We start from the raw sequence: 24,800 nt of genomic DNA, 5'->3' as shown, positions 1-24,800 counted from the left end.
AATATCATCCTGATATATGAATTGCTTGTATTAACTAAAGATTTTTTTCGTTGCTGGACGCTGATTAATGTTGTTTAGCCATTTAGCAATTACTGGATAATTTGTTAAATCGATATTGTGGTGATCGTGCAAACGAGCCCATGTATATGTAGCGATATCCGCAATGCTGTACTCTTCTCCACCAAGATAAGGTGACTGTGCTAATCGTTTCTCTAATACGCTATATAGACGCTGTGTTTCTTCAGTATAACGCTTAATGGCATAAGGGACTTTTTCTGTGGCATAACGGGTGAAGTGGTGATTTTGTCCCAACATCGGACCAAATCCACCTACTTGCCAAAACAACCATTGTAGTTGCGTTGTTTTTTCTCGTAAATGTTGACTGAGTAGTTTGCCACTTTTTTCAGCTAGATAGATAAGAATAGCACCTGATTCAAAAATAGAGATAGGTTCACCTCCATCAATAGGTGAGTTATCTATAATTGCGGGAATTTTATTATTGGGTGAAATGGCTAAAAATTCAGGTTTAAATTGATCGCCTTTACTAATATCGATGCGATGTAACTGATAAGGTATGCCTGTTTCTTCAAGAAAAAGCGTTATTTTTTGGCCATTTGGGGTATCTGCATAATATAAATCAATCATAAAAGCTCCAAAATAAAGTAGGCACTAAATACACAACATAATCACAGTCTGCCTTTTAACATCATAAAAAGCAAAAAAGTGCAAGATGGATAAAATAAGTCACGTATGATTATTGTAGTGGTGAAAAATAGTGATTTTGGTATATTCAGGATAAAAATTACGATCGTTTAGTATCGGTTAAAAAAGGTTTGTTGAGGATGGAACAAGAAAAGACGGCATTGGTTGAATGGGTTGATATTGTTGATGATAAAAATGAAGTCGTTGCACAAGCAACACGTCAACAAATGCGAGCTGAAAACCTAAGACATAGAGCAACTTATATCGTTGTTCATGATGGAATGGGGAAAATCTTGGCGCAGCGTCGAACTGAAACAAAAGATTTTTACCCTGGTTGGTTAGATGCGACTGCGGGTGGTGTGGTTCAACAAGGTGAGAATTTACTTGAAAGTGCACGTCGTGAAGCAGAAGAAGAGCTAGGTATTGCTGGAGTCCCTTTTGCTGAGCATGGTCAATTTTATTATGATGATGAAAGTTGTCGTGTCTGGGGAAGCTTGTTTAGTTGTGTTTCTCATGGACCTTTCGCACTACAAGCAGAAGAAATAGAGGAAGTGTGTTGGTTAACTCCCTCTGAAATTACTGAGCGCTGTGATGAATTCACGCCTGATTCATTAAAAGCCCTTTCTCTTTGGTTAACACGTAATAACAGTACACGCCTAGAAAGTAGAGAAACCGTAGACTAAGGGGTGCTTTGTCCTAGCTCAAATCGATATGCATAGTTGATAACGGTATCTTCAAATATAGCGTTATCATCTTCGTCTCTTAAACGTTGTAAAAGTGCTATCAGATGTTTTCCTGCCTCTTTTCCCATTTTGTGATAATCAAAACGAATTGTTGTGAGAGAAGGGGAGATCTGATCGCTATTTTCTGAGCCTTCTAAACACGCGATAGCCAGATCTTGTGGGATCTTAATTAATCGACGTTGACACTCAAAAATCATACCTAGTGCAATACTCTCATGACTACAAATAACCGCATCTAGTTCAGGTTGGCGCAATAAAATTTCTGTTAACGCTTGCCGACCGTATGCCATAGACGCGGGATCAGGCGTAGTGACACTTTGCTCAGCATTTAAATAATTTTTGAGTAATGCGCGTGACCAACCTGTTATTTGCTGATGATGCAGGCGCTGGCCTTGTAACGCACCAATATAGCCAATACAACGCTTTCCTTGGGAGACTAAATGGTTTGTTAAATCATATGCGGCTTGCTCATAAGAACAATCAATACTAATAGCCGCTTGTTCGTCTGATTGACTGGCAACACTGACAACGGGCACATTGGCATTACTGATATGTAAAAAATGAGTTGGGCTAAGCTGTGAACCAAAAGCAACTAATGCAGCAGGATTACTTTGCAATAGCATGTTAATCACATCATTGGCTTTATGAGGTTGATGCTCATAGCAACCAACTAAAATTTGATACTGATGGCGATTGAGTATTTGTTGTAAAGACTGCATAAAATCTGCACTTGCTCTATCTGTAAAAGAGGGCAATAGGACAGCAATAATATGACTTTGTGCTGAAGCTAAAGCACCGGCCGAGGCATTAGGAATATAACCAAGTTCTTCTACGGCTAGATTAACTTTTTCTCTTAACTTATCAGAAACGAGTTCAGGGGTTCGTAATGCACGCGAAACGGTCATTGAACCGACTCCAGCGTGTTTAGCGACATCTTGTAATGTGACGCGGCCTGTATTTCGGCGCTTACGTGTTTTGATCATGTGTAATTATGCTTGCTTAACTTATTTGATTAACGGCAGATCCTACCTGAAATCTTCCTATTATGCTGAAACAATACAGTGTCAATAGTTGGCATTTTCTGCAATTAACATTTCATTAAAATGATAGCGCTATCACAATTACGAATGATCTATCTAGATAGCGCTACCATTAATGATTACTATCCTTAATAACGAAGCTCAAAGAGAGTCTGATCGAGGTTATAAATATGCTTAAAACGTTATTAACACCGGATATGGTGCAAGTGGTGCCAAACGTTAGTGATTGGCGAGAGGCTGTAAAAGTGGCGTGTCAGCCATTAATTGATAAAGGCTATATTGAACCTCGTTATATCGATGCAATTTACAAATCACACGAGAAAATAGGGCCATATTATGTATTAGGTCCTGGGATTGCGATGCCTCATGCGCGCCCCGAAGATGGTGTTAATCAACTTTCGCTTGCTTTAACTATTGTTGAGCAAGGGGTTGAGTTTGGTGCAGACGAAAACGATCCGGTGAAATTACTGATTGTTTTGGCTGCAACAGATAACGACAGCCATATTAATGCCATTATGAAATTAGCCGAACTTTTTGATAACGATACAGATATTCAAAAGTTATTTAATGCGAAAAGCAAAGTGGATGTCTTATCTGTTATCAACAACTATTAATAACAATTTAAATTACCAAGGGGAATATCATGAAAATTACTGTTGTGTGTGGAAATGGTTTAGGTAGTAGCTTAATGATGGAAATGAGCATCAAAAGCATTTTAAAAGATCTTTCTGTAAATGCTGAAGTTGATCACGTTGATCTGGGGTCAGCAAAAGGTACACCAAGTGATATCTATGTAGGTACGCGTGATATTGCAGAACAACTTAATTCACAAGCAGTAAATGGGAAAGTTGTTTCACTGGATAACATGATTGATAAAGTAGCGATGAAAGAGAAGCTTTCAGTCGCGTTACGTGAATTAGGCGCGTTATAAGGAGCCTATCATGGACTTTTTCCGCTTTCTAATGAGTGATGTGCTTTCAGAGCCTGCTATTTTAGTTGGTTTGATCGCATTAATTGGTTTAATTGCCCAAAAAAAACCAGTTACAGAATGTATTAAAGGTACCGTAAAAACCATTATGGGGTTTGTGATTTTAGGTGCTGGCGCAGGTCTTGTCATTAACTCACTGGGTGATTTCTCAACGATTTTCCAACATGCATTCGGTATTCAAGGCGTTGTGCCTAATAATGAGGCAATTGTCTCTATTGCACAAAAAAGCTTTGGTAAAGAGATGGCATTAATCATGTTTTTTGCCATGTTGATTAATATCTTAATTGCACGTTTAACACCGTGGAAATTTATTTTCTTAACAGGTCACCATACATTATTTATGTCGATGATGGTGGCGGTTATTTTGGCAACTGCGGGCTTAGAAGGCACAGTGTTAGTTGCGGTAGGTTCATTAGTTGTTGGGATTTCAATGGTATTTTTCCCAGCCATTGCACATCCTTATATGAAAAAAATTACTGGCTCTGATGATGTTGCATTAGGACACTTTTCCACTATTTCTTATGTCGTTGCCGGCTTTATCGGCAGTAAATTTGGTAATAAAGAGCATTCAACTGAAGAGATGAATGTCCCTAAAAGCCTACTATTTTTACGTGATACACCCGTTGCCATTGCTTTCACTATGGGAATTATTTTTATCATTACCTGTTTATTTGCGGGCGATACTTTTGTTCGTGAAGTCAGTGGTGGTAAAAACTGGTTTATGTTCTCATTGATGCAATCGATAACCTTTGCAGCAGGGGTTTATATTATTCTGCAAGGTGTACGTATGGTTATTGCTGAAATTGTTCCTGCATTTAAAGGTATTTCAGATAAATTAGTCCCTAATGCAAAACCAGCGTTAGATTGCCCAGTCGTATTCCCTTATGCACCCAATGCCGTATTAGTCGGTTTTTTAAGTAGCTTTGCGGCGGGTGTTATTGGCATGTTTATTCTGTATGCCTTAGATTGGACAGTGATCATTCCGGGGGTTGTTCCTCATTTCTTTGTGGGCGCCACCGCAGGGGTATTTGGTAATGCAACCGGTGGACGTCGCGGTGCAATTTTAGGTGCTTTTGTTCAAGGTTTATTGATTACATTCTTACCTGTATTCCTATTACCTGTACTTGGAGATATCGGTATTGCTAACACCACATTTAGTGATGCAGACTTTGGTGTTATCGGTATTCTGTTAGGTATTATTGTTCGCTGATTGTTTTAAGAATTAAGATACATCAACGCCTCATTGAGATTAATTCATTGGGGCGTTTTTTATATGAATTTATATGTTTATTTTATGAATAACAATGCTATTATCCTGAGTGAATATTCACATTGTGTATATTTTCGTACCTAATTATAAAAATAGGTTTAACATCACAATCACTAAGGAAAAAGAAGATGTCTTTCGGTATTCGATATCTTGCGTTGTTACCACTTTTTGTTATCACTGCTTGTCAACAACCCGTTAATCACAATCCACCAGTGGCTCAAACTGCTCAAGTTCAGCCTGCAATCGTGAATAACTCATGGATTGAAATCTCACGTAGTGCGCTCGATTTTAATGTGAAAAAAGTTCAATCACTTTTAGGTGATAAATCCTCACTTTGTGCCATTTTAAAAGGCGATGCATATGGTCATGATTTATCATTAGTTGCACCGGTTATGATTGAAAACAATGTGCAATGTATTGGTGTAACGAATAACCAAGAGCTAAAAGAAGTTCGTGATCTAGGATTTCATGGTCGTTTAATGCGAGTACGTAATGCTACAGAGCAGGAAATGGCTCAGGCGACAAGCTATAACGTAGAAGAATTAATTGGTAACTTAGATATGGCTAAGAAATTAGATGCCATTGCTAAACAGCAAAATAAAGTGATCCCTATTCATCTTGCCTTAAATTCAGGTGGAATGTCTCGTAATGGCTTAGAGGTCAATAACAAAGCAGGGCTTGAAGAGGCGAAGCAAATTGCTCAATTAGCTAACCTTAAAGTGGTTGGCATTATGTCTCATTATCCTGAAGAAGATGCTGATAAAGTAAGAGAAGATCTCGCTCGCTTTAAACTGCAATCACAAAAGGTATTGGATGTTACAGGGCTAAATCCTAAAGAGGTTACTCTGCATATGGCAAATACTTTTGCCACAATTACCGTACCTGAATCCTGGTTAGATATGGTACGTGTAGGCGGAATTTTCTATGGCGATACCATTGCAAGTACAGATTACAAACGCGTAATGACGTTTAAATCCAGCATTGCTTCAATCAATTATTATCCTAAAGGCAATACTGTTGGTTATGATCGCACTTACACACTAAAACGTGATTCAGTATTAGCTAATATTCCTGTCGGTTATGCAGATGGTTATCGTCGAGTTTTTAGTAATGCGGGACATGCTTTAATTGGTGGCCAACGTGTGCCTGTTTTAGGTAAAACGTCAATGAATACGGTGATTGTTGATATTACCGATCTTAAAAATATCAAATCAGGGGATGAAGTCGTGTTCTTTGGTAAGCAAGGTAATGCAGAGATCACGGCTGAAGAGATTGAAGATATTAGTGGTGCGCTGTTTACAGAGATGTCGATTTTGTGGGGAGCGACAAATCAGCGTGTATTGGTGGATTAAAGTAGGGTGCTTGTGATCACCAATAGTAACAACTTTTGAGAGAAATTGTGGGGGAAATTCCCCCACAAAACTATTTATCGCAAGATAAAATAGCTTGAACTACGGTGTCGCCACTACTGATATTAAAAGAACATAATCTTTCATGTTTCAGTAAAGCAAAACACAAAACTGTAATACATACAGTAATCAGCCCTAATAGGGCAAGCTTAGTCATTTCTCTTGACACTCCTTTATAAAGGAGACAGAATCAAGTTGTGTGGTTTTGAGACTGCCTCGGATTTTAGTAAATTAAAATTCGGGGCTTTCGTCTTTTTGGCTCCTGCAAATGCTTGAACCAAAATGATCCAAGCACCCGCCTGCATACTAACAGAAATTCATCTCATTCCTATCTTTTTTTGAATAACAAAGACATAAATAAACAATTAAAATCAATGTGTTAATTGTTTTTATATCGAGTGTTTATATGTGTGGTTTTATTTGACACTCCTTTATAAAGGAGACAGAATCAAGTTGTCTGTTTTGAGACTGTCTCGGATTTTCGTTGAATAAAAAATCTGTAGAATAAAAAACGCCAGATGAAATCCATCATCTGGCGTTTTTCTATTTGAAGCGAACCTCAATAATTATGCGTTTTCTTGTTGGCTTGCTTGAATAGCTGTTAACGCAACGGTGTAGACGATATCGTCTACTAATGCACCACGAGAAAGGTCATTCACTGGTTTACGCATACCTTGTAACATTGGTCCGATTGAAACCAAGTCAGCTGAACGTTGTACCGCTTTATAAGTGGTGTTACCGGTGTTCAGATCAGGGAAGATAAACACAGTTGCTTTACCTGCAACTGGTGAGTTTGGTGCTTTAGATTTAGCAACATCAGCCATAACAGCTGCGTCGTATTGTAAAGGACCATCAATCATCAGATCAGGGCGTTTTTCTTGTGCTAAACGTGTCGCTTCACGAACTTTCTCTACATCGCTACCTGCACCAGAGTTACCAGTAGAATAAGAGATCATCGCAACGCGTGGGTCGATACCGAATGCAATTGCAGAGTCCGCAGATTGAATGGCGATTTCAGCCAGTTGTTCTGCTGTTGGATCTGGGTTAATTGCACAGTCACCATAAACATAAACTTGTTCAGGTAACAGCATAAAGAACACAGAAGACACTAATGAGCTACCTGGTGCAGTTTTGATTAACTGTAATGGTGGGCGAATAGTGTTAGCAGTTGTATGAACAGCACCAGAAACTAGGCCGTCTACTTCGCCTTTTTCTAGCATTAATGTGCCTAGAACAACGTTATCTTCTAACTGTTCACGAGCAACAACTTCTGTCATACCTTTATTTTTGCGTAGTTCAACTAAGCGAGGTACATAGATTTCACGTACTTCTTTAGGATTGACTAACTCAATACCTGTGCCTAATTCAACACCTTGTGCAGTTGCTACGCGACGAATTTCTTCAGGATCACCTAACAGTACGCAAGTCGCGATACCACGATCAGCACAAATTGCTGCGGCTTTAACAGTACGTGGCTCATCACCTTCTGGTAAAACGATACGTTTTTTCGCTTTACGTGCTAATTCTGTTAATTGATAACGGAATGCTGGTGGTGATAAACGGTTAGGGCGTTCAGAGTTAGCAGTCAGTGAATCAATCCATTGTGTATTGATATGTTGAGCAACGTAGTTCTGAATTTTTTCAATACGTTCATGGTCATCAGCAGGCACTTCTAAGCTAAAGCTTTGCAGATTTAAAGAGGTCTGCCAAGTGTTCGCATTAACCATAAAGATTGGTAAACCAGTTTCGAATGCACGTTCACAAAGTTGTTTGATAGGCGCATCGATTTGGTAACCACCAGTTAGTAGGATTGCACCAATTTCAACGCCATTCATTGCAGCAAGGCACGCTGAAACTAATACATCTGGGCGATCCGCTGAAGTCACTAAAAGTGAACCTGGACGGAAGTGCTCTAACATGTGTGGAATACTGCGGGCACAGAAAGTGACAGACTTAATACGACGAGTTTCAATATCGCCTTTATTGACGATAGTCGCATTTAAGTGTTTTGCCATATCTGTTGCACGAGTAGCGATTAAATCGAAGTTCCATGGAATGCAACCCAGTAAAGGCAGTGGGCTGTTTTTTTCGATGGTTTTTAAATCGACATTAGAGATAATCGCTTTACTTGAATCATCAAAGATTTCAGATAAGTCAGGGCGAGTACGGCCTTGATCATCAACAGGTGCATTTAGTTTGTTAACAATAACACCAGTGATATTTTGGTTTTTTACACCGCCGAATTCAGCACGCGCAAATTCGATACGCTCTTTTAGCTGTTCAACCGTGTTGTTACCTAGCGCAGTAACAAAAACAATTTCAGCACCTAATGTTTTTGCAATTTCATAGTTTAATGATTGTGCAAAAGGGTGCTTACGCATAGGTACCAGACCTTCGATGAGAACAACTTCTGCATCAGTGGTATTTTCATGGTATCTAGCAACAATTTCTTCCATCAAAACATCTTTTTGGTTTGAGCTGAGCAGAGACTCAACATAATCCATGTTTAAAGGTTCTGATGATTGAATAGTGGAGTGAGAGCGGATAATCGCAGTTGTCTGATCTAAAGCGCCTTTTACACGAGGTTGTGCAATTGGTTTGAACACGCTAAGGCGAACGCCTTTTTGTTCCATAGAACGGATAACACCCAAGCTGACGCTGGTTAAACCTACGCGTGTATCAGTTGGGACTAACATAATTGTACGGGACACGGAAACCTCTTTAAATATCGGTTGCTCGTTATGTAAAACAGTACTGCCAGCATGACACTGGCAGCACATCAAAGAACTTAAGCGGTCAGGCGACTTGCGTCCTGAGCGATAACTAACTCTTCGTTAGTTGGGATAACAACAGCAAGACGGCTGTTATCGGTAGTGATAGTGCCTGATTTGCCGAAACGTGCATCTAAGTTACGTTGATGATCAACTTCAAAACCTAATAGAGCCAGTTTTTTCAGAGATAATTCACGAACCATTGCTGCGTTTTCACCGATACCACCAGTAAAGATAATTGCATCTAAACGACCTTCCATCAGTGCACAGTAAGAACCGATGTATTTCGCTAAACGATGGCAGTAAACGTCCATTGCACGTTTAGCATCTGCTTTAGTGTCGTAGTTATCTTCAACATAACGACAGTCACTAGTGACTTCTGTTAAACCTAACAGACCAGATTCTTTAGTCAGCAGTTTATTGATGTCTTCAACACTCATACCTAAAGTATCGTGTAAATGGAACACGATAGCAGGATCGATATCACCACTACGAGTACCCATTACTAAACCTTCTAATGGAGTCAGACCCATAGAGGTATCAACACATTTACCGTTAACAACAGCAGAAACCGAACCACCATTACCTAAGTGGCAAGTGATTACGTTCAGTTCGTCAACAGGTTTGTTTAACATTTTAGCGGCTTCACGAGAAACATAGAAATGGCTAGTTCCGTGAGCACCGTAACGACGGATGCTGTGATCTTTATATAAGCTGTATGGCAGTGCATACAGATAAGCTTCTTCTGGCATTGTTTGGTGGAATGCAGTGTCAAATACTGCAACCATTTTCTCAATTAAATGAGGGAATGCTTTACGCGCTTCTTCAATACCAATAAGGTGAGCTGGGTTATGTAATGGAGCAAATGGGATAGCAGCTTCAATACCTTTGATAACTTCGTCAGTGATCACGACAGATTTAGTGAATTTCTCACCACCGTGAACAATACGGTGACCAATTGAAGCGATTTGTGCAGACAGTTCTGGTTTTTCAGCCAGAATAGTATTTACGATAAAGTTTAATGCTTCGCTATGAGCAGCACCTGCGCCTAACGCAGCTTCATGTTTTTGGCCATCCATTTTCCACTTCAGGCGGGCTTCAGGAAGGTTGAAGCATTCAGCCAAACCTGACAGGAATTCTTCACCATTTTCTGGGTTGATAATTGCAAATTTAAGAGAAGAACTACCGCAGTTCAGTACCAGCACCAGCTTACTTGACATGGAATTACCTATTTATCTTGTTGTCGTAGTGTCTTTTATATTATAAAGACGGTGGTTAATAAAACGTCAATCATAAAAGCCTATCGCATTACTATGATGACATTAATGACGCGCATCATGCTTAAAGTAAAAAACTTGATGCTAATTATAGTTGCCAATCATTAATTGGACGATTTTTATTCACCCATTAACTTTTCGCGTTAAAATCGGCGAAAAGGGTTGAAAATCACGCCGGCAAACAAAATATAGCGCTTTATTGCCACAAACCTTTAGAATGGGCACAGGATACAGAGTAAAGGCAACAAAGACAAAATATACTTAATTCTACTAAAAGATTTTTATTCTTTATAGATATTTTTTAAAAGTTACAGAAGAAATTGATTGAGGTCATTATGAGCGAACCGACAGTGACTCCCCCAGGCTTTTTTAAGAAGCTTCGATTGGGTAACGAGTATTTAAAAACCTGGCCGGTTGAAAAGCAATTAGCGCCTGTTTTTCCTGAGAATCGTATTGTCAAAGCCACACGTTTTGGTATTCGTTATATGCCACCTATTGCTATTTTTACAATGACATGGCAAATCGCATTAGGCGGTAATTTAGGGCCTGCAATTACAACGGCGTTATTTGCCTGTAGTCTGCCAATGCAAGGGTTATGGTGGTTAGGTAAGCGTGCAGCAACGCCACTTCCAGCTACGTTATTACGCTGGTTTTATGAAATTCGAGAGAAATTTGAAGAGGCAGGCATTGCTTTAGCTCCAGTCGAACAAACGCCGACTTACCTTTCTTTAGCCCATTTATTAAAACGCGCTTTTAAGCAACTTGATCGTTCTTTTCTTGATGATGTGTAGAACATTTGTTCTACCTTCTTCGTTTGTCATGATTGTCATCAGAATTACCCCGTTGAGATCAAAAAACGCGTAGTTAACACTACTCAATACTTTTGATTAATGTCATTCTCTCCTCAATGATTTCTTTGGAGAATTAATGATGGAAATGACACACGCACAACGCTTGATCCTCTCTAATCAATACAAAATGATGACTATGATGGATCCTGATAACGCTGAACGTTATCGTCGCTATCAGACAATCATTGAACGCGGTTACGGATTACAATTACGTGAACTAGACCGTGATTTTGATGAAATGTCTGAGGAGACTTGCCGTACCATTATTAACGTCATGGAAATGTACCATGCACTGCAAGTTTCTCGCGATAACTTAAAAGATCAAGAAATGCCTGATGCTCGTCGTGTTGCATTTATTGGCTTTGATGCGGCGACAGAATCTCGCTATCTTAGTTATGTGCGTTTTATGGTGAATACAGAAGGGCGTTATACACATTTTGATAGTGGCAGTCATGGTTTTAACTCACAAACACCAATGTGGGAAAAATACCAGAGAATGCTGGCTGTTTGGTTAGCGTGCCCTCGTCAATATCACCTTAGCGTCGTTGAAATCCAACAAATTCTTAATGCGTAATAAGTAACGCATCATTCTAAGGTAGGCATAAATTATGGCGATCACATGTAAAGGTTTTCTATTTGATTTAGATGGAACATTAGTCGATTCATTACCTGTTGTTGAACATTGCTGGGCGTTATTTGGTGAACGCGTTGGCGTATCAACACAAGAGATTAATGACTACATCCATGGAAAGCCTGCTATTGAGTCGATTCGCCATTTTATGCCTAATGCTACCGAACAAGAGATAACAGAAACTTTTCGTTGGTTAGAAAAATTAGAATCAACACAAACAGAAGGTTTAGCACCACTTCCGGGGTCTATTGAGTTAATTAATCGCCTTAATGACTTAAATATTCCATGGGCGATTGTCACATCTGGTACTGTTCCTATCGCCTCAACGCGCCAATCTGTCACGGGTATCCCTGAACCTAAGCATTGGGTTACCGCGGAATGTATTAGTAAAGGTAAACCTAATCCTGAGCCTTATCTTTTAGGTGCCAAAAAATTGGGTTTATTGCCACAGGATTGTGTGGTTTTTGAAGATGCTGCAGCGGGTATTTACTCTGGTTTAGATGCAGGATGTCAAGTCGTTGCTGTTCATGCACCTCTTTCTCTCCCTCGCCGCAATGAGATTCATTTAATCATTGATTCTTTAAACAATATTCAAATCGAGAAGCAAGCTGAAAAAGTGATAATAACGCACAAAAGATAGTCTTTTCTTTGATCATATTAGAAGATTTATTGTTGTAAAAATGGTCTACTTATCAATGTAGTGAATTGATGTCTTAACTTGTTTTCACTTATTGCTGATCGAGGCCATTTTGAATAGCGAATTATTATGGGTTTTAAGCCTGCTATTGATAGCTATTGTCCTTTTTACGACCAACAAAATCCGCATGGATGTGGTCGCTTTACTTGTCATTATCGCATTCGTTCTTAGTGGAACTCTCTCATTAAATGAAGCCACGGTAGGATTTAGCGATCCAAACGTATTGCTTATTGCTGCCCTTTTTGTTATTGGCGAAGGGTTAGTGAGAACGGGCGTGGCTTATCAAATGGGGGACTGGCTGGTACGTGTCGCGGGTAATAGTGAAGTTAAAATGCTTGTGCTATTAATGATATGCGTAGCAAGTCTAGGTGCTTTCATGAGTTCAACTGGCGTTGTCGCAATATTTATTCCTGTTGTCTTGAGTGTTGCAGCTCGAATGAAAACATCACCCGGTCGTTTAATGATGCCGTTAGGTTTTGCTGGATTGATTAGTGGATTAATGACCTTAGTGGCAACGCCACCTAATATGGTTGTTAACAGTGAATTAGTTAGAGAGGGGTTACCGAGTTTTCAGTTTTTCTCTATTACGCCTATTGGTATAGCGGTATTATTCGCAGGCATTCTTTATATGTTGGTAGTACGTCGCTGGCTAGGAAATAACGATAATGGTAAGCAAAAAGAAGCTTATCGCCGTACTTTCCGTGATCTTATTCGTGATTATCAGTTAGCGGGGCGTGCTCGCCGTTTAGCTATTCGTAAAGGCTCTCCACTGATAGGTCATTCACTTGATGAATTACACTTACGTTCACGTTATGGTGCAAACGTTGTCGGTATTGAACGCTGGAGGCGTTTTCGGCGTGTGATGGTCAGTGCAACGGGAGGCACTGAATTAAGAGAGCGAGATGTTCTATTAGTTGATATGTCCGCTAGTGATGTCGATTTACGTGAGTTTTGCCGTGAACAAATGTTAGAGCCAATGGTCTTGCGAGGCGAATATTTTTCTGAACAATCTCGTGATGTAGGGCTTGCTGAAGTATCCATGAATCCAGATTCAGAGTTATTAGGCAAATCATTAAGAGAGATTAAATTCCGTACTCGCTACGGATTAAACGTGGTTGCTATTCGCCGTGAAGGAAGTGCCTTACCGGGTAAAATTGTCGATGAGCCATTACGCCTTGGTGATGTGTTATTAGTGATTGGTGATTGGAAACTTATTCGGATTTTATCAACCAAACCACGTAATTTTATCGTGTTAAATTTAGCGGCAGAAATTGAAACTGTGGCGCCTGCTTCATCTCAAGCTCCTCATGCACTATTTTCGTTAGCGTTAATGGTGGCATTGATGGTAACGAATGAAGTCCCTAACTTTATTGCAGCACTTATTGCTTGTTTATTAATGGGTAAATTCCGTTGTATTGATATGGAAAGTGCTTATCGTTCTATTCATTGGCCAAGCATTATTTTAATTGTTGGTATGATGCCTTTTGCTGCAGCACTACAAAAAACAGGCGGCATAGAGCTTATTGTTAATGGCTTAATGGATGTGGCAGGTAGTGCTGGCCCTCAAGTGATGTTGGTGTGTTTATTTATACTTTGTGCATCCATTGGGTTGTTTATTTCCAATACGGCAACCGCGGTATTAATGGCACCAATAGCTATCGCTGCTGCGAATCAAATGAATGTTTCTCCATTACCATTTGCAATGGTGATTGGTGTTGCTGCATCCGCAGCCTTTATGACACCGGTTTCATCACCTGTTAATACGCTTATTCTTGAGCCGGGGGGATATAAGTTTGCCGACTTTATTAAGATTGGAGTGCCATTTACGGTTATTGTGATGTTGATTAGTGCCTTCTTGATCCCGTTATTATTCCCATTCTAAATATCAATACTTTTGTTTTGCTGAAACGCTGTTTGTTAATTAATAAACAGCGTTTTTTATTTATTAGGCGGTGGTTTTTTATTTGATGTATGCGTTATATCTATGAGTGTGTGTTTTTTGACATATCTTACCAAGAAGAGGGAATACTATTTGGAGTATTAATAGTACAGTTGGAGAGTTTAAATGAGCGGAACAAATGGTGTGCAACCTACAAATATGGGTGTGGTATTTCTTGGTCAAATAAAAAATGAATCTAAACAGTATGGAAGTTTATCAAAAGCTGTATCCTTTATTGGTAATACATTTAGAAATTTTCTAGGTTTAAATAAAATTAAAGATATAGTATCAGATAATAGTTCTAATAATACTTATTATACAGCAAATATGTATGGTGAAAATAATAACGTTAGTTCAACGGAAAATAATTTTATATTACCTGACATCAATAATAATTCGAATCCAATATATCCTCATTTATCGGAAAAAATTCAAGTCGTTAAATTATCAACTTTTTCCTATGAAAAAAATGATAATAATTCAGAAAGTAAAACTCAGTTAAAAGAATCTATTAAATATCAAGATAATCAATCTACTGAGAGTAATGTAATAATTAGAGAATACCACAAGGATTCTAGAGTTAGAAAGAAAAAAGAGAACGAACAATCAATGGTTAATAGTGATAAAGTAGAAGATAGACTCTCTGCATATAGAAAGGAATTTATTAATGAAAAAAAATCTGAGAATGCAGTAGATAAAGAATATAATGATATAAAAGAAAGATATAATTTAAAAAATAGCGATTATTCTCTTATAGAGAATAAAATTAAAGATAGAAATGTGTCTAAAGAAGATAAAATTAAGGATATAAAGAAATACTTGGCAGCTCATGATAATTTAATGAAAAATATTTCTTTTTGGGAAAAGACTAAAAATTTATTTGGTAAATCAGAAAAAATAAAAACTTTACAGAAAGAACAAAAAACGCATGCTTTAACGATTTATAGGGAAACAATTAAAACAGATATAAACGTCTTACAAGATAAAAGATAATATTGTTTTTAGAGAAATGAGCACGTTTAATTGTGCTCATTTCGTTTTTTTATTCACTAATTTCATCCAGCGATAAACTAAATCCCGGTACAAATACCTTCATAAAATAGTCCATCTCAGGACTATGCCTTTCAGCAAGTGTTTTCTCTAAGCGATTTTTCGCTAAATTAAATTCGCTATTACCGGCCGCTAACTCTTCAAGGCATTTTAAATAAGCGCACAGACTATCTGCTTGCTTAACAATAAACGTTTCTTCTTCATTATGTAATTGCTCATCAATAAGAGGGCGAAAATCGTCTTGTAATTCTTCGGGTAACATTTCAATTAATTTTTGCTGTGCATATTTTTCTATTTTTTTATATTCATGAGCAATTTGAGGATTGTGATATTTAATAGGCGTGGGCATATCGCCAGTGATCACTTCGCTGGCATCATGATACATCGCTTGTAATGCAATTCGCTCTGCGTTGACATTACCATCAAATTTACGATTTTTTATCACTGCTAAGGCATGGGCGACAAAAGCGACTTGTAAACTGTGCTCAGACACATTTTCTTGGCGAATATTACGCATTAAAGGCCAACGAGTAATGAGTTTTAAGCGAGAAAGGTGGGCAAAAAAGTAACTCATAATATCTCCCAATTGCGTGATTGAAGACATTATTGTGAGTGGATAATAGATAGATGTAAACATTAATAAAAAAGAAAATAAATAAAACGCAATATAACGTATTGTAATATTGCGTTTTATTTTAGGTGTAGACAATTTTATTGATGATAACCCACAATAAAACGACCAAATTTTTGGATTGCCATATCTAAATCATCTTCACGCGGAAGAGTAACGATACGGAAATGGTCAGGGTATGGCCAATTAAAGGCAGTACCTTGCACTAATAAGACTTTTTCTTGCAGTAATAAATCAAGGATCATTTTCTGATCGTTTTTAATACTGTAGCGGTTAAGATCTATTTTAGGGAACATATACAACGCCCCCATAGGTTTAACACAAGAAACCCCCGGGATTTGATTAATGAGTTCCCAAGCTCGATTGCGTTGTTCGTATAAACGACCACCCGGCAGGATAAATTCACTAATACTTTGATAGCCTCCTAATGCCGTTTGAATAGCATGTTGCATTGGTACGTTGGCACATAAACGCATCGATGCCAGCATATCTAAGCCTTCAATATAGCTTTTAGCCTGTTTTTTAGGGCCGTTTAATACCATCCAACCTTGACGGAAACCTGCAACACGGTAAGTTTTTGATAAACCATTAAATGTTACGGTTAATAAATCGGGTGCCATGGCAGCGATAGAATGATGTTGTGCATCGTCATACAGAATTTTATCGTAGATCTCGTCAGCGAAGATAATCAGGTTGTGTTGACGTGCTATTTCAACGATTTCCATCAGAATATCTTTGCTATACACCGCACCTGTTGGGTTATTTGGGTTGATAATAACAATACCACGGGTATTTTTTGTAATTTTACTACGAATATCATCGAGATCAGGGAACCAACCTTGTTGCTCGTCACACATATAATGAACGGCATTTCCCCCAGAAAGGGAAACAGCGGCTGTCCATAATGGGTAATCAGGCGCTGGTACTAGCATTTCATCGCCATTATTCAATAACGCTTGCATCGCTTGTACGATTAACTCAGAAACACCATTACCAATATAGATGTCTTCAACAGTGATATCTCGCATATCACGAGCTTGATAATGCTGCATGATAGCTTTACGCGCAGAAAACAGACCTTTAGAGTCACTATAACCCTGAGAGCTTGGTAGATTGCGGATCACATCTACTAAAATTTCATCAGGTGCTTCAAAGCCGAAAGGTGCTGGGTTACCAATATTGAGTTTTAAAACTTTGTTACCTTCTTCTTCCAGACGTTTTGCCTCTTGCAAAACCGGACCTCTAATGTCGTAACAGACATGTTCGAGTTTGTTTGATTTTTTAATCTGATTCATAGCGCGTTTACCTAATAGGGTCTGACTCGTATCTTTATTGTGATTATGGCGACTTAGCGACATTTATCGCCGGTTGCTATTCATATAGAAAGATACAAATGAAAAGGTTATCCCAGCAAATAACTGTTCTATCACTCTACTCTCACGTTACAAACTTTTGAAGATGCTAGGTAATTTTTGGTGTAAAAGGTCAGTTTATTCTTGGAATGTTATTTTGATGACTGAATATATTACCTACTGCGAGATTATGTTTCAGACTTGATAAATAATCTAGATTGTTATTCTGATGAAAAGGGCCTTTTTAGTGTGTCAATTAGAAATAAGTTGATGTGATAGGTTAGTAAGTGAAATGTTGCATAATCAATTATTGAATAATTTTATCGGATTTGTATTATCTGACTTAATATATTAAATTTTCAAATAATATGGTTAAATCTACTTTATTTTATAGCAATCAATTAGTTTAAGTATAAATTAAATTTAAATCTTAAATTTAGTTTATAGGGGAAAATACTTAAACTTGAATGTATAGTTAAGATAATCTAAATTATTTTCAAAATGTTAAAATTTATGAATGAGAAAACAATATAGCATGATCTAAGTCTAACTTGTGATGACGGTATAGAGTTCTTTCTTGTGAATATATGAAATGATAATAAAATTTAATTTGTTACAAAAAGATGCAATTCCTTTCTATCTAGGAGGTGTAAACGATAAGAAACAAATGTAAAGTATTCAGTATGTCTTTGCTCTCCTTTTCAGAGTAAAGTACAGTCTGAATCGGAAGTCTTTTTAGACTTTTGATATAAAACACCAGGTATATGTAATTTAAAAATCAAAAATAAGTGAAGAATAAACAATGATTAATGCAAATCGTCCGATAATGAATCTCGACCTCGATCTGCTTAGAACGTTTGTAGCTGTAGCAGATTTGAACACTTTTGCAGCCGCCGCGGCTGCTGTATGTCGAACCCAATCTGCTGTGAGTCAGCAGATGCAACGTTTAGAGCAATTGGTGGGTAGAGAGCTTTTCGCCCGTCATGGTCGTAATAAACTTTTAACCGAGCATGGTCTACAACTGTTAGGTTATGCGCGTCAAATTTTGCGTGCAAATGATGATGCAACGGCATCATTAACGTATAGCGATGCAGAAGGGGAGTTACGTATTGGTGCTTCTGATGACTCTGTTGATACTTTATTACCGTTTTTATTAAATCGTATCGCGTCAGTGTATCCTCGTTTAGCTGTTGATGTACGTATTAAGCGTTCTCAATATATTGAGACAATGCTAGATAATCATGAAATTGATTTAGCATTAACAACAGCACGTATTGGTCATCACCCACGTACAGCGCTACGTACTGCACCAGTGTTATGGCATTGTGCGCCAGATTTCCAATTACAAATGAATGAACCTATTCCTTTAGTTGTTATGGATGAAACAAATCCATTCCGTCAATTAGCGATAAACACGTTAGATGACGCTGGAATTCAATGGCGTGTTGCTTATGAAGCCGCTTCTTTATCTGCTGTTCGTGCGGCAGTTAATGCAGAAGTGGGTATTACTGCTCGTCCACTTGAAATGCAAAATGCTGATTTGCGTATTTTAGGTGAAAGCGAAGGTTTACCGCGTTTACCTGAAACACAATATTGGTTATATCGTAACTCTGATGAACAAAATGAAGCGGTGTTAACAGTATTCAATGCGATTGAAAACAAGAAAACACCTTATACTGTCACTGCATCTGAAGATATTAGCTCTACTGAACTTGAATAATCACATTAATAATTGTGTGAATTTTTTAGCGTTAAAACACAAAAATTAAAGATTAAAATAGAGTCAAATAAAACTGGATAGTGATGAATAATAAACGGGAATAGATGCAATGAAGTGCATTTATTTCCGTTTTTTTATTGCTTTCTTTTGAAGTAGTAACATTATGTTAATAATTATGTTGTTTTATGTATTTATCTTTGTGACATTTCATTCCATTACTACCTAAACTATTTGTTAAAAAAATGTTTACCTTCCCTCTTAGTTAATCACTTGTAGGATTTGTTAACAAATAAAAAGTTTGTCTAGGTTTTAAGAGAATAAAAAAGTAAATCTAAGCGGATATTTGACCTTCTCCACAATATTAGAAAGTTAATTTGTTAAAATTTGGATAAATTTTAAACTGATTAGGCGTTTTTTCGACTATTTTGTGAGTTTGATCAAAAAAATAAGGCACATTTGCCTGTGTTGAATAAGGTTTTTCCTGAGATACTGGTGTAGTAAAATCGAATTATCGGTTAGACTAAGCGTGTTAGCATAAAGTTTGTCGGTTGACTGACACGTTTTAGCATTAGCCAGTAATTTAGTGTTAAAAATGAGTGTTTAATTTGTTAAATCGCGATAGAAAACTGAGTGATTTGTCGCAAAGTTTTCTAAAAAAGAAAAAAGGTATAAATAGACTGTTATTATTTCTTTAATTAGCAAGTCTGTTTAATTCGCCTTTTTTTCGTAATTAGAAATGTGGTGTAAACCGCCGGATAAGAGTTGGTTAATTGACACCACCTTTGATGAGTAAGCAATGAGTATGTCTACAACCACCGAAGTTATCGCCCATCATTGGGCATTTGCTGTCTTCCTCATAGGCGCATTGGGGTTATGTTCGCTCATGTTGTTGGGTGCCCGCTATTTAGGTGGACGCGCACAGGCAAGGGCAAAGCATGTTCCTTATGAATCTGGTCTTGATTCTGTTGGCAGCGCTCGTCTGCGCATGTCAGCTAAATTCTATTTAGTTGCCATGTTTTTCGTTATTTTCGATGTTGAAGCACTGTTTCTTTATGCCTGGGCTGTTTCCGTTCGTGAAGTTGGCTGGTTAGGCTTTATTGAAGCATCAGTCTTCATCGCTATTTTATTAGCTGGATTATTCTATTTGGTTCGCATAGGTGCATTAAATTGGACGCCTATTCGCTCTCGCCGTGAAACTGCGAGTAAAAGCCATGTTCGATTAACCAGCGGCAAACATCCGCAGCAGTAATAAGCGAGGCATTAGAAATGGATTATACGCTCACCCGCATAGATCCGAACGGTGAGAATGACCGTTATCCCCTGCAATCACAGGAAATTGTCAGTGACCCATTAGATGCTCACGTTCATCGCAGTGTGTATATGGGAAAACTGGAACATGCGTTGCATGACGTTGTGAACTGGGGACGGAAAAACTCTTTATGGCCATATAACTTTGGTCTTTCTTGTTGTTACGTTGAAATGGTGACGTCATTTACAGCTGTACATGACGTGGCTCGTTTTGGTTCAGAAGTATTACGTGCATCCCCTCGTCAAGCTGACTTTATGGTGGTTGCGGGTACTTGCTTTACGAAAATGGCACCCGTTATTCAGCGTTTATACGATCAGATGTTAGAGCCTAAATGGGTTATCTCTATGGGTGCATGTGCTAACTCTGGTGGTATGTATGACATCTACTCAGTAGTGCAAGGTGTGGATAAGTTCATTCCAGTTGATGTGTATATTCCTGGATGTCCGCCACGCCCTGAAGCTTATATGCAAGCACTGATGTTATTACAAGAGTCCATTGGTAAAGAACGTCGCCCATTATCATGGGTTGTCGGCGACCAAGGCGTTTACCGTGCCAATATGCAATCAGAACGAGAAAGAAAACACGGTGAGCGTATCGCAGTCAAAAATCTGCGTACTCCTGACGAAATTTAAAGGCTTTCGCCTAAGACGTAACCAGAGCAATGTGTTGCGATCATAGTAACCCTGATCAAAGTTGTGGTGAATAGAAATGACCGATCAGATAGCGCAAAAAGGCGCTCGGCCAGCGTGGGAAACGACCGATCATATTGATGATCAGGTAGTTAATGAACTGCGTCAGAAATTTGGGCCAGATGCGTTTACGTTCCAGCCTACTCGTACTGGCATGCCAGTTGTTTGGGTTAAGCGGGAACAACTCATTGAGGTAATGCAATACCTCAAATCTTTACCAAAACCTTATGTCATGCTGTTTGATATGCATGGCTTTGATGAGCGTCTTCGTACGCACCGCCAAGGCTTACCAGCAGCAGACTTTTCCGTTTTCTATCATCTGATATCAATCGATCGTAATAAAGATATTATGTTGAAAGTCGCATTAAGTGAAAATGATCTTAATGTTCCGACAATCACATCTCTCTTTCCTAACTCGAATTGGTATGAGCGTGAAGTCTGGGATATGTTTGGGATTGTCTTTAATGGGCACCCAAATTTACGCCGTATTATGATGCTTCCTGATTGGGAAGGTCATCCACTGCGTAAAGATTATCCTGCTCGTGCGACAGAGTTCGATCCTTATGTGCTGACAAAGCAGAAGCAGGATCTGGAAATGGAATCGCTGACATTTAAACCTGAAGAGTGGGGGATGAAACGCGGTACGGAGAATGAGGACTTTATGTTCTTAAACCTCGGCCCTAACCATCCATCCTCTCACGGTGCATTCCGTATTATTCTTCAGCTTGATGGCGAGGAAATCGTCGACTGTGTACCTGATGTGGGTTATCACCACCGTGGTGCTGAAAAAATGGGTGAGCGCCAATCTTGGCACAGCTATATCCCATATACAGATCGAATCGAATACCTTGGCGGATGCGTTAACGAAATGCCTTATGTACTTGCAGTGGAAAAACTTGCCGGTATCGAAGTGCCTGAACGCGTTAAAGTCATTCGTGTCATGCTGTCTGAGCTATTTCGTATTAATAGCCACTTACTGTATATCAGTACCTTTATCCAAGACGTTGGTGCAATGACACCGGTGTTCTTCGCCTTTACTGACCGTCAAAAAGTTTACAACATTGTTGAAGCGATTACCGGATTCCGTATGCATCCTGCATGGTTCCGTATCGGTGGTGTTGCTCATGATTTACCTCGCGGTTGGGAACGCTTATTACGTGAATTTTTAGATTGGATGCCAAAACGTTTAGATTCTTACGTAAAAGCAGCGTTGCAAAACAGTATTTTGAAAGGTCGTACTATTGGTGTTGCCTCATATAACGCAAAAGAAGCGTTAGAGTGGGGAGTCACAGGTGCGGGTCTTCGTGCAACAGGTGTTGAATTTGACGTGCGTAAATGGCGTCCATATTCAGGTTATGAAAACTTTGAATTTGAAATCCCTGTCGCAAGCAATGGTGACTGTTACGATCGTGTAATGCTGAAAGTAGAAGAGCTACGCCAGAGCTTACGCATTTTGGAACAGTGCTATAAAAATATGCCAGAAGGGCCATTTAAAGCAGATCATCCACTGACAACGCCTCCACCAAAAGAGCGCACATTACAGCATATCGAAACCATGATTAACCACTTCTTACAGGTTTCATGGGGGCCGGTTATGCCTGCTAATGAATCATTCCAGATGGTTGAAGCCACTAAAGGGATCAACAGTTATTACTTAACCAGTGATGGCAGCACAATGAGCTACCGTACACGTATTCGTACGCCTAGTTTTGCTCATTTACAACAAATCCCAGCGGTTATCCGCGGTAGCTTGGTTTCTGACTTGATTGTGTATCTGGGAAGTATTGATTTTGTAATGTCGGATGTGGATCGTTAATCATGCAAAATGAATTAAACCAAAAAGATGATGCAGTGCAGATCGAAATCGTTGATGTAACACATTCAAAGAAAGCAACGTTTGTTTTAACTGAAGAAGAACGTGCTGAAATTGAACAAGAAAAACATCACTACGAAGATCCGCGAGCAGCCTCTATTGAAGCACTGAAAATTGTGCAAAAGAACCGCGGTTGGGTGGAAGACGGCGCGATTTATGCGATTGCGGATGTTCTTGGGATCCCTGCAAGCGATGTTGAAGGCGTTGCTACGTTCTATAGCCAAATTTTCCGTCAACCCGTTGGTCGTCACATTATTCGTTTTTGTGACAGCGTGGTTTGTCATATTACAGGTTATCAAGGCATTCAAGCAGCAATTGAAAAGCATCTTAATATTATCCCTGGTCAAACAACACCAGATGGTCGCTTTACGTTACTGCCAACCTGCTGTTTAGGTAATTGTGATAAAGGTCCTACCATGATGGTAGATGACGATACTCACAGCTTTGTTAAACCTGAAGAGATTGAAACGTTACTGGAGCAGTATCCATGACAGCAATTTCAGGAGCAAAACCGATTATTCGTAGCGCAGAAACGCATCCGCTAACGTGGCGCTTACGCGATGATCGTCAGCCTGTATGGCTGGATGAATACCGTGCTAAAAACGGTTATAAAGCGGCAGAAAAAGCATTAAAAGGTATGTCTCCGACTGAGGTGACTACTGAAGTTAAAGATGCTGGCCTAAAAGGTCGTGGTGGTGCTGGATTCTCAACAGGCTTGAAATGGAGCCTGATGCCAAAAGATGAAAGCATGAATATCCGTTACATCCTTTGTAATGCAGATGAAATGGAGCCGGGAACATATAAAGACCGTCTCTTAATGGAAGAACTTCCACATCTATTAATTGAAGGGATGATTATCGGCGCTCACGCACTAAAAGCTTACCGTGGTTATATTTTCCTTCGTGGCGAATATATTGAAGCGGCTAAGCATTTACGCCATGCCATTGAGGAAGCAAAAGCAGCGGGTTTTCTTGGTAAAAATATCTTCGGTTCAGGAATTGACTTTGAACTGTTTGTTCATACAGGTGCTGGTCGTTACATCTGTGGTGAAGAGACAGCATTAATCAACTCCTTAGAAGGTCGTCGTGCTAACCCGCGCTCTAAACCACCATTTCCTGCAACATCAGGTGCATGGGGTAAACCAACCTGTGTCAATAACGTTGAAACACTGTGTAACGTGCCCGCGATTATTGAACATGGCAAAGATTGGTATATCGGCTTAAGTGAAGGCAAAAGCCCAGACGCGGGTACTAAATTAATGGGATTCTCTGGTCGTGTGAAATTTCCGGGCTTATGGGAATTACCATTTGGTACAACCGCGCGTGAGATCCTTGAAGATTACGCAGGCGGTATGCGTGATGGTCTTAAGCTGAAAGCATGGCAACCGGGTGGTGCAGGTACTGATTTCTTAACAGAAGATCACCTCGATCTCCCAATGGATTTTGGCACGATTGCAAAAGCAGGTAGCCGTTTAGGCACAGCGCTTGCGATGGCAGTAGATAATGAAATTAATATGGTTTCATTAACTCGCAACTTAGAAGAGTTCTTTGCGCGTGAATCTTGTGGCTGGTGTACACCTTGCCGTGATGGCTTGCCATGGAGTGTCGAAATCTTACGTGCGATAGAAAACGGTAAAGGTCGCCCTGGTGATATTGAGACCCTTGAGCATTTATGTCGTTCTTTAAGTCCAGGACACACATTCTGTGCTCACGCACCGGGTGCAGTAGAACCTTTACAAAGCGCCATTAAATATTTCCGTGAAGAATTTGAAGCGGGCATTATTCAAGAAGATTATACAAATGCCAACTTAATCAGAGGTATTCAGCCTAACTTGCTGAAAAGCCGCTGGTAATTTTTC

The 24,800-nt window shown here is 39.1% G+C and carries 23 protein-coding genes; 16 read left to right on the top strand and 7 right to left on the bottom strand.

What is annotated here, in order from left to right:
* Positions 1-30: 30 nt before the first annotated feature.
* Complete coding sequence (locus tag H1225_RS09355) at positions 31-645, bottom strand: glutathione binding-like protein (RefSeq protein ID WP_161769826.1); 615 nt, start codon at positions 643-645, stop codon at positions 31-33.
* 197 nt (positions 646-842) lie between these two features.
* On the opposite strand from H1225_RS09355, the gene yfcD reads away from it, so the two are divergent.
* Complete coding sequence (yfcD, locus tag H1225_RS09350; protein WP_072063189.1) at positions 843-1,385, top strand: NUDIX hydrolase YfcD; 543 nt, start codon at positions 843-845, stop codon at positions 1,383-1,385.
* Here the strand turns inward: yfcD and H1225_RS09345 are convergent.
* A complete protein-coding gene (locus H1225_RS09345; protein WP_006533330.1) occupies positions 1,382-2,428 on the bottom strand; it encodes a LacI family DNA-binding transcriptional regulator in 1,047 nt (348 codons plus the stop codon). The two genes, yfcD and H1225_RS09345, sit on opposite strands and share 4 nt — an antisense overlap.
* A 227-nt stretch (positions 2,429-2,655) precedes the next feature.
* On the opposite strand from H1225_RS09345, the gene H1225_RS09340 reads away from it, so the two are divergent.
* From H1225_RS09340 to alr, 4 genes are all read left to right on the top strand, one after another.
* Positions 2,656-3,099, top strand: a complete 444-nt coding sequence (locus tag H1225_RS09340; RefSeq protein ID WP_006533329.1) for a PTS sugar transporter subunit IIA — start codon at positions 2,656-2,658, stop codon at positions 3,097-3,099.
* Positions 3,100-3,128: 29 nt separating this feature from the next.
* A complete protein-coding gene (locus H1225_RS09335; protein WP_069367973.1) occupies positions 3,129-3,416 on the top strand; it encodes a PTS sugar transporter subunit IIB in 288 nt (95 codons plus the stop codon).
* Between the two features lie 10 nt (positions 3,417-3,426).
* Positions 3,427-4,683 (top strand): PTS ascorbate transporter subunit IIC, encoded by a 1,257-nt coding sequence (locus tag H1225_RS09330; RefSeq protein WP_006533327.1) that lies wholly within the window; start codon positions 3,427-3,429, stop codon positions 4,681-4,683.
* A gap of 188 nt (positions 4,684-4,871) precedes the next feature.
* Positions 4,872-6,095: an alanine racemase gene (gene alr / locus H1225_RS09325; RefSeq protein ID WP_161671476.1), complete on the top strand. Its 1,224-nt coding sequence runs from the start codon at positions 4,872-4,874 to the stop codon at positions 6,093-6,095.
* A 70-nt stretch (positions 6,096-6,165) separates the two neighbouring features.
* Here the strand turns inward: alr and H1225_RS09320 are convergent, their stop codons facing one another.
* The 3 genes from H1225_RS09320 to ackA all read right to left on the bottom strand — a co-directional run bounded on the left by H1225_RS09320 (position 6,166) and on the right by ackA (position 10,143).
* Complete coding sequence (locus H1225_RS09320; protein ID WP_072063187.1) at positions 6,166-6,309, bottom strand: Hok/Gef family protein; 144 nt, start codon at positions 6,307-6,309, stop codon at positions 6,166-6,168.
* Between the two features lie 409 nt (positions 6,310-6,718).
* A complete protein-coding gene (gene pta, locus H1225_RS09315) occupies positions 6,719-8,863 on the bottom strand; it encodes a phosphate acetyltransferase (protein ID WP_072063186.1) in 2,145 nt (714 codons plus the stop codon).
* 77 nt (positions 8,864-8,940) lie between these two features.
* Positions 8,941-10,143 carry an acetate kinase gene (gene ackA / locus H1225_RS09310; RefSeq protein WP_006533321.1) on the bottom strand — a complete coding sequence of 401 codons (1,203 nt, stop codon included), beginning with the start codon at positions 10,141-10,143 and terminating at the stop codon, positions 8,941-8,943.
* A 392-nt stretch (positions 10,144-10,535) separates the two neighbouring features.
* Here ackA and yfbV point away from each other — a divergent pair, with 392 nt between their 5' ends.
* The 5 genes from yfbV to H1225_RS09285 all read left to right on the top strand — a co-directional run bounded on the left by yfbV (position 10,536) and on the right by H1225_RS09285 (position 15,311).
* Entirely contained in the window at positions 10,536-10,991 is a 456-nt protein-coding gene (yfbV, locus tag H1225_RS09305; RefSeq protein ID WP_069367978.1) for a terminus macrodomain insulation protein YfbV, read from the top strand.
* Between the two features lie 139 nt (positions 10,992-11,130).
* Complete coding sequence (locus H1225_RS09300) at positions 11,131-11,625, top strand: YfbU family protein (protein WP_109399923.1); 495 nt, start codon at positions 11,131-11,133, stop codon at positions 11,623-11,625.
* 34 nt (positions 11,626-11,659) lie between these two features.
* Complete coding sequence (locus H1225_RS09295; protein WP_006533318.1) at positions 11,660-12,322, top strand: sugar phosphatase; 663 nt, start codon at positions 11,660-11,662, stop codon at positions 12,320-12,322.
* Between the two features lie 109 nt (positions 12,323-12,431).
* On the top strand, positions 12,432-14,261 hold the full coding sequence (locus tag H1225_RS09290) for an SLC13 family permease (protein WP_161671477.1): 1,830 nt from the start codon (positions 12,432-12,434) through the stop codon (positions 14,259-14,261).
* Between the two features lie 183 nt (positions 14,262-14,444).
* Positions 14,445-15,311 (top strand): hypothetical protein, encoded by an 867-nt coding sequence (locus tag H1225_RS09285; protein ID WP_161671478.1) that lies wholly within the window; start codon positions 14,445-14,447, stop codon positions 15,309-15,311.
* Between the two features lie 49 nt (positions 15,312-15,360).
* Here the strand turns inward: H1225_RS09285 and yfbR are convergent, their stop codons facing one another.
* Positions 15,361-15,942, bottom strand: coding sequence for a 5'-deoxynucleotidase (gene yfbR, locus H1225_RS09280; protein WP_109847243.1), 582 nt, complete (start codon positions 15,940-15,942; stop codon positions 15,361-15,363).
* A 137-nt stretch (positions 15,943-16,079) separates the two neighbouring features.
* Positions 16,080-17,294, bottom strand: a complete 1,215-nt coding sequence (locus tag H1225_RS09275) for a pyridoxal phosphate-dependent aminotransferase (protein WP_072063486.1) — start codon at positions 17,292-17,294, stop codon at positions 16,080-16,082.
* Positions 17,295-18,153: 859 nt separating this feature from the next.
* On the opposite strand from H1225_RS09275, the gene hexA reads away from it, so the two are divergent.
* From hexA to nuoF, 6 genes are all read left to right on the top strand, one after another.
* Positions 18,154-19,071, top strand: coding sequence for a transcriptional regulator HexA (gene hexA / locus H1225_RS09270; protein ID WP_006533310.1), 918 nt, complete (start codon positions 18,154-18,156; stop codon positions 19,069-19,071).
* 796 nt (positions 19,072-19,867) lie between these two features.
* Positions 19,868-20,320: an NADH-quinone oxidoreductase subunit A gene (locus H1225_RS09265; protein ID WP_161671479.1), complete on the top strand. Its 453-nt coding sequence runs from the start codon at positions 19,868-19,870 to the stop codon at positions 20,318-20,320.
* Between the two features lie 17 nt (positions 20,321-20,337).
* Positions 20,338-21,012, top strand: a complete 675-nt coding sequence (locus H1225_RS09260) for a NuoB/complex I 20 kDa subunit family protein (protein ID WP_004243697.1) — start codon at positions 20,338-20,340, stop codon at positions 21,010-21,012.
* A gap of 76 nt (positions 21,013-21,088) precedes the next feature.
* On the top strand, positions 21,089-22,885 hold the full coding sequence (gene nuoC, locus H1225_RS09255) for an NADH-quinone oxidoreductase subunit C/D (RefSeq protein WP_072063179.1): 1,797 nt from the start codon (positions 21,089-21,091) through the stop codon (positions 22,883-22,885).
* A 2-nt stretch (positions 22,886-22,887) separates the two neighbouring features.
* Entirely contained in the window at positions 22,888-23,433 is a 546-nt protein-coding gene (gene nuoE / locus H1225_RS09250; RefSeq protein ID WP_006533305.1) for an NADH-quinone oxidoreductase subunit NuoE, read from the top strand.
* On the top strand, positions 23,430-24,794 hold the full coding sequence (gene nuoF, locus H1225_RS09245; protein ID WP_072063177.1) for an NADH-quinone oxidoreductase subunit NuoF: 1,365 nt from the start codon (positions 23,430-23,432) through the stop codon (positions 24,792-24,794). Before nuoE ends, nuoF begins: the two co-directional genes overlap by 4 nt.
* Positions 24,795-24,800: the final 6 nt, after the last annotated feature.

Origin of the sequence: Proteus penneri (assembly GCF_022369495.1) — a bacterium.
In the GTDB taxonomy this organism is placed as follows: Bacteria; Pseudomonadota; Gammaproteobacteria; order Enterobacterales; family Enterobacteriaceae; genus Proteus; species Proteus penneri.
The sequence above is the reverse complement of the archived record's forward strand: the minus strand, read 5'-3'. Positions and strand labels throughout refer to the sequence as shown.

Bases quoted from the DNA above. Each gene is read 5' to 3' on its own strand.
- H1225_RS09355 (WP_161769826.1), bottom strand. From the start codon at position 645: ATGATTGATTTATATTATGCAGATACCCCAAATGGCCAAAAAATAACG.
- yfcD (WP_072063189.1), top strand. From the start codon at position 843: ATGGAACAAGAAAAGACGGCATTGGTTGAATGGGTTGATATTGTTGAT.
- H1225_RS09345 (WP_006533330.1), bottom strand. From the start codon at position 2,428: ATGATCAAAACACGTAAGCGCCGAAATACAGGCCGCGTCACATTACAA.
- H1225_RS09340 (WP_006533329.1), top strand. From the start codon at position 2,656: ATGCTTAAAACGTTATTAACACCGGATATGGTGCAAGTGGTGCCAAAC.
- H1225_RS09335 (WP_069367973.1), top strand. From the start codon at position 3,129: ATGAAAATTACTGTTGTGTGTGGAAATGGTTTAGGTAGTAGCTTAATG.
- H1225_RS09330 (WP_006533327.1), top strand. From the start codon at position 3,427: ATGGACTTTTTCCGCTTTCTAATGAGTGATGTGCTTTCAGAGCCTGCT.
- alr (WP_161671476.1), top strand. From the start codon at position 4,872: ATGTCTTTCGGTATTCGATATCTTGCGTTGTTACCACTTTTTGTTATC.
- H1225_RS09320 (WP_072063187.1), bottom strand. From the start codon at position 6,309: ATGACTAAGCTTGCCCTATTAGGGCTGATTACTGTATGTATTACAGTT.
- ackA (WP_006533321.1), bottom strand. From the start codon at position 10,143: ATGTCAAGTAAGCTGGTGCTGGTACTGAACTGCGGTAGTTCTTCTCTT.
- yfbV (WP_069367978.1), top strand. From the start codon at position 10,536: ATGAGCGAACCGACAGTGACTCCCCCAGGCTTTTTTAAGAAGCTTCGA.
- H1225_RS09300 (WP_109399923.1), top strand. From the start codon at position 11,131: ATGGAAATGACACACGCACAACGCTTGATCCTCTCTAATCAATACAAA.
- H1225_RS09295 (WP_006533318.1), top strand. From the start codon at position 11,660: ATGGCGATCACATGTAAAGGTTTTCTATTTGATTTAGATGGAACATTA.
- H1225_RS09285 (WP_161671478.1), top strand. From the start codon at position 14,445: ATGAGCGGAACAAATGGTGTGCAACCTACAAATATGGGTGTGGTATTT.
- yfbR (WP_109847243.1), bottom strand. From the start codon at position 15,942: ATGAGTTACTTTTTTGCCCACCTTTCTCGCTTAAAACTCATTACTCGT.
- H1225_RS09275 (WP_072063486.1), bottom strand. From the start codon at position 17,294: ATGAATCAGATTAAAAAATCAAACAAACTCGAACATGTCTGTTACGAC.
- hexA (WP_006533310.1), top strand. From the start codon at position 18,154: ATGATTAATGCAAATCGTCCGATAATGAATCTCGACCTCGATCTGCTT.
- H1225_RS09265 (WP_161671479.1), top strand. From the start codon at position 19,868: ATGAGTATGTCTACAACCACCGAAGTTATCGCCCATCATTGGGCATTT.
- H1225_RS09260 (WP_004243697.1), top strand. From the start codon at position 20,338: ATGGATTATACGCTCACCCGCATAGATCCGAACGGTGAGAATGACCGT.
- nuoC (WP_072063179.1), top strand. From the start codon at position 21,089: ATGACCGATCAGATAGCGCAAAAAGGCGCTCGGCCAGCGTGGGAAACG.
- nuoE (WP_006533305.1), top strand. From the start codon at position 22,888: ATGCAAAATGAATTAAACCAAAAAGATGATGCAGTGCAGATCGAAATC.
- nuoF (WP_072063177.1), top strand. From the start codon at position 23,430: ATGACAGCAATTTCAGGAGCAAAACCGATTATTCGTAGCGCAGAAACG.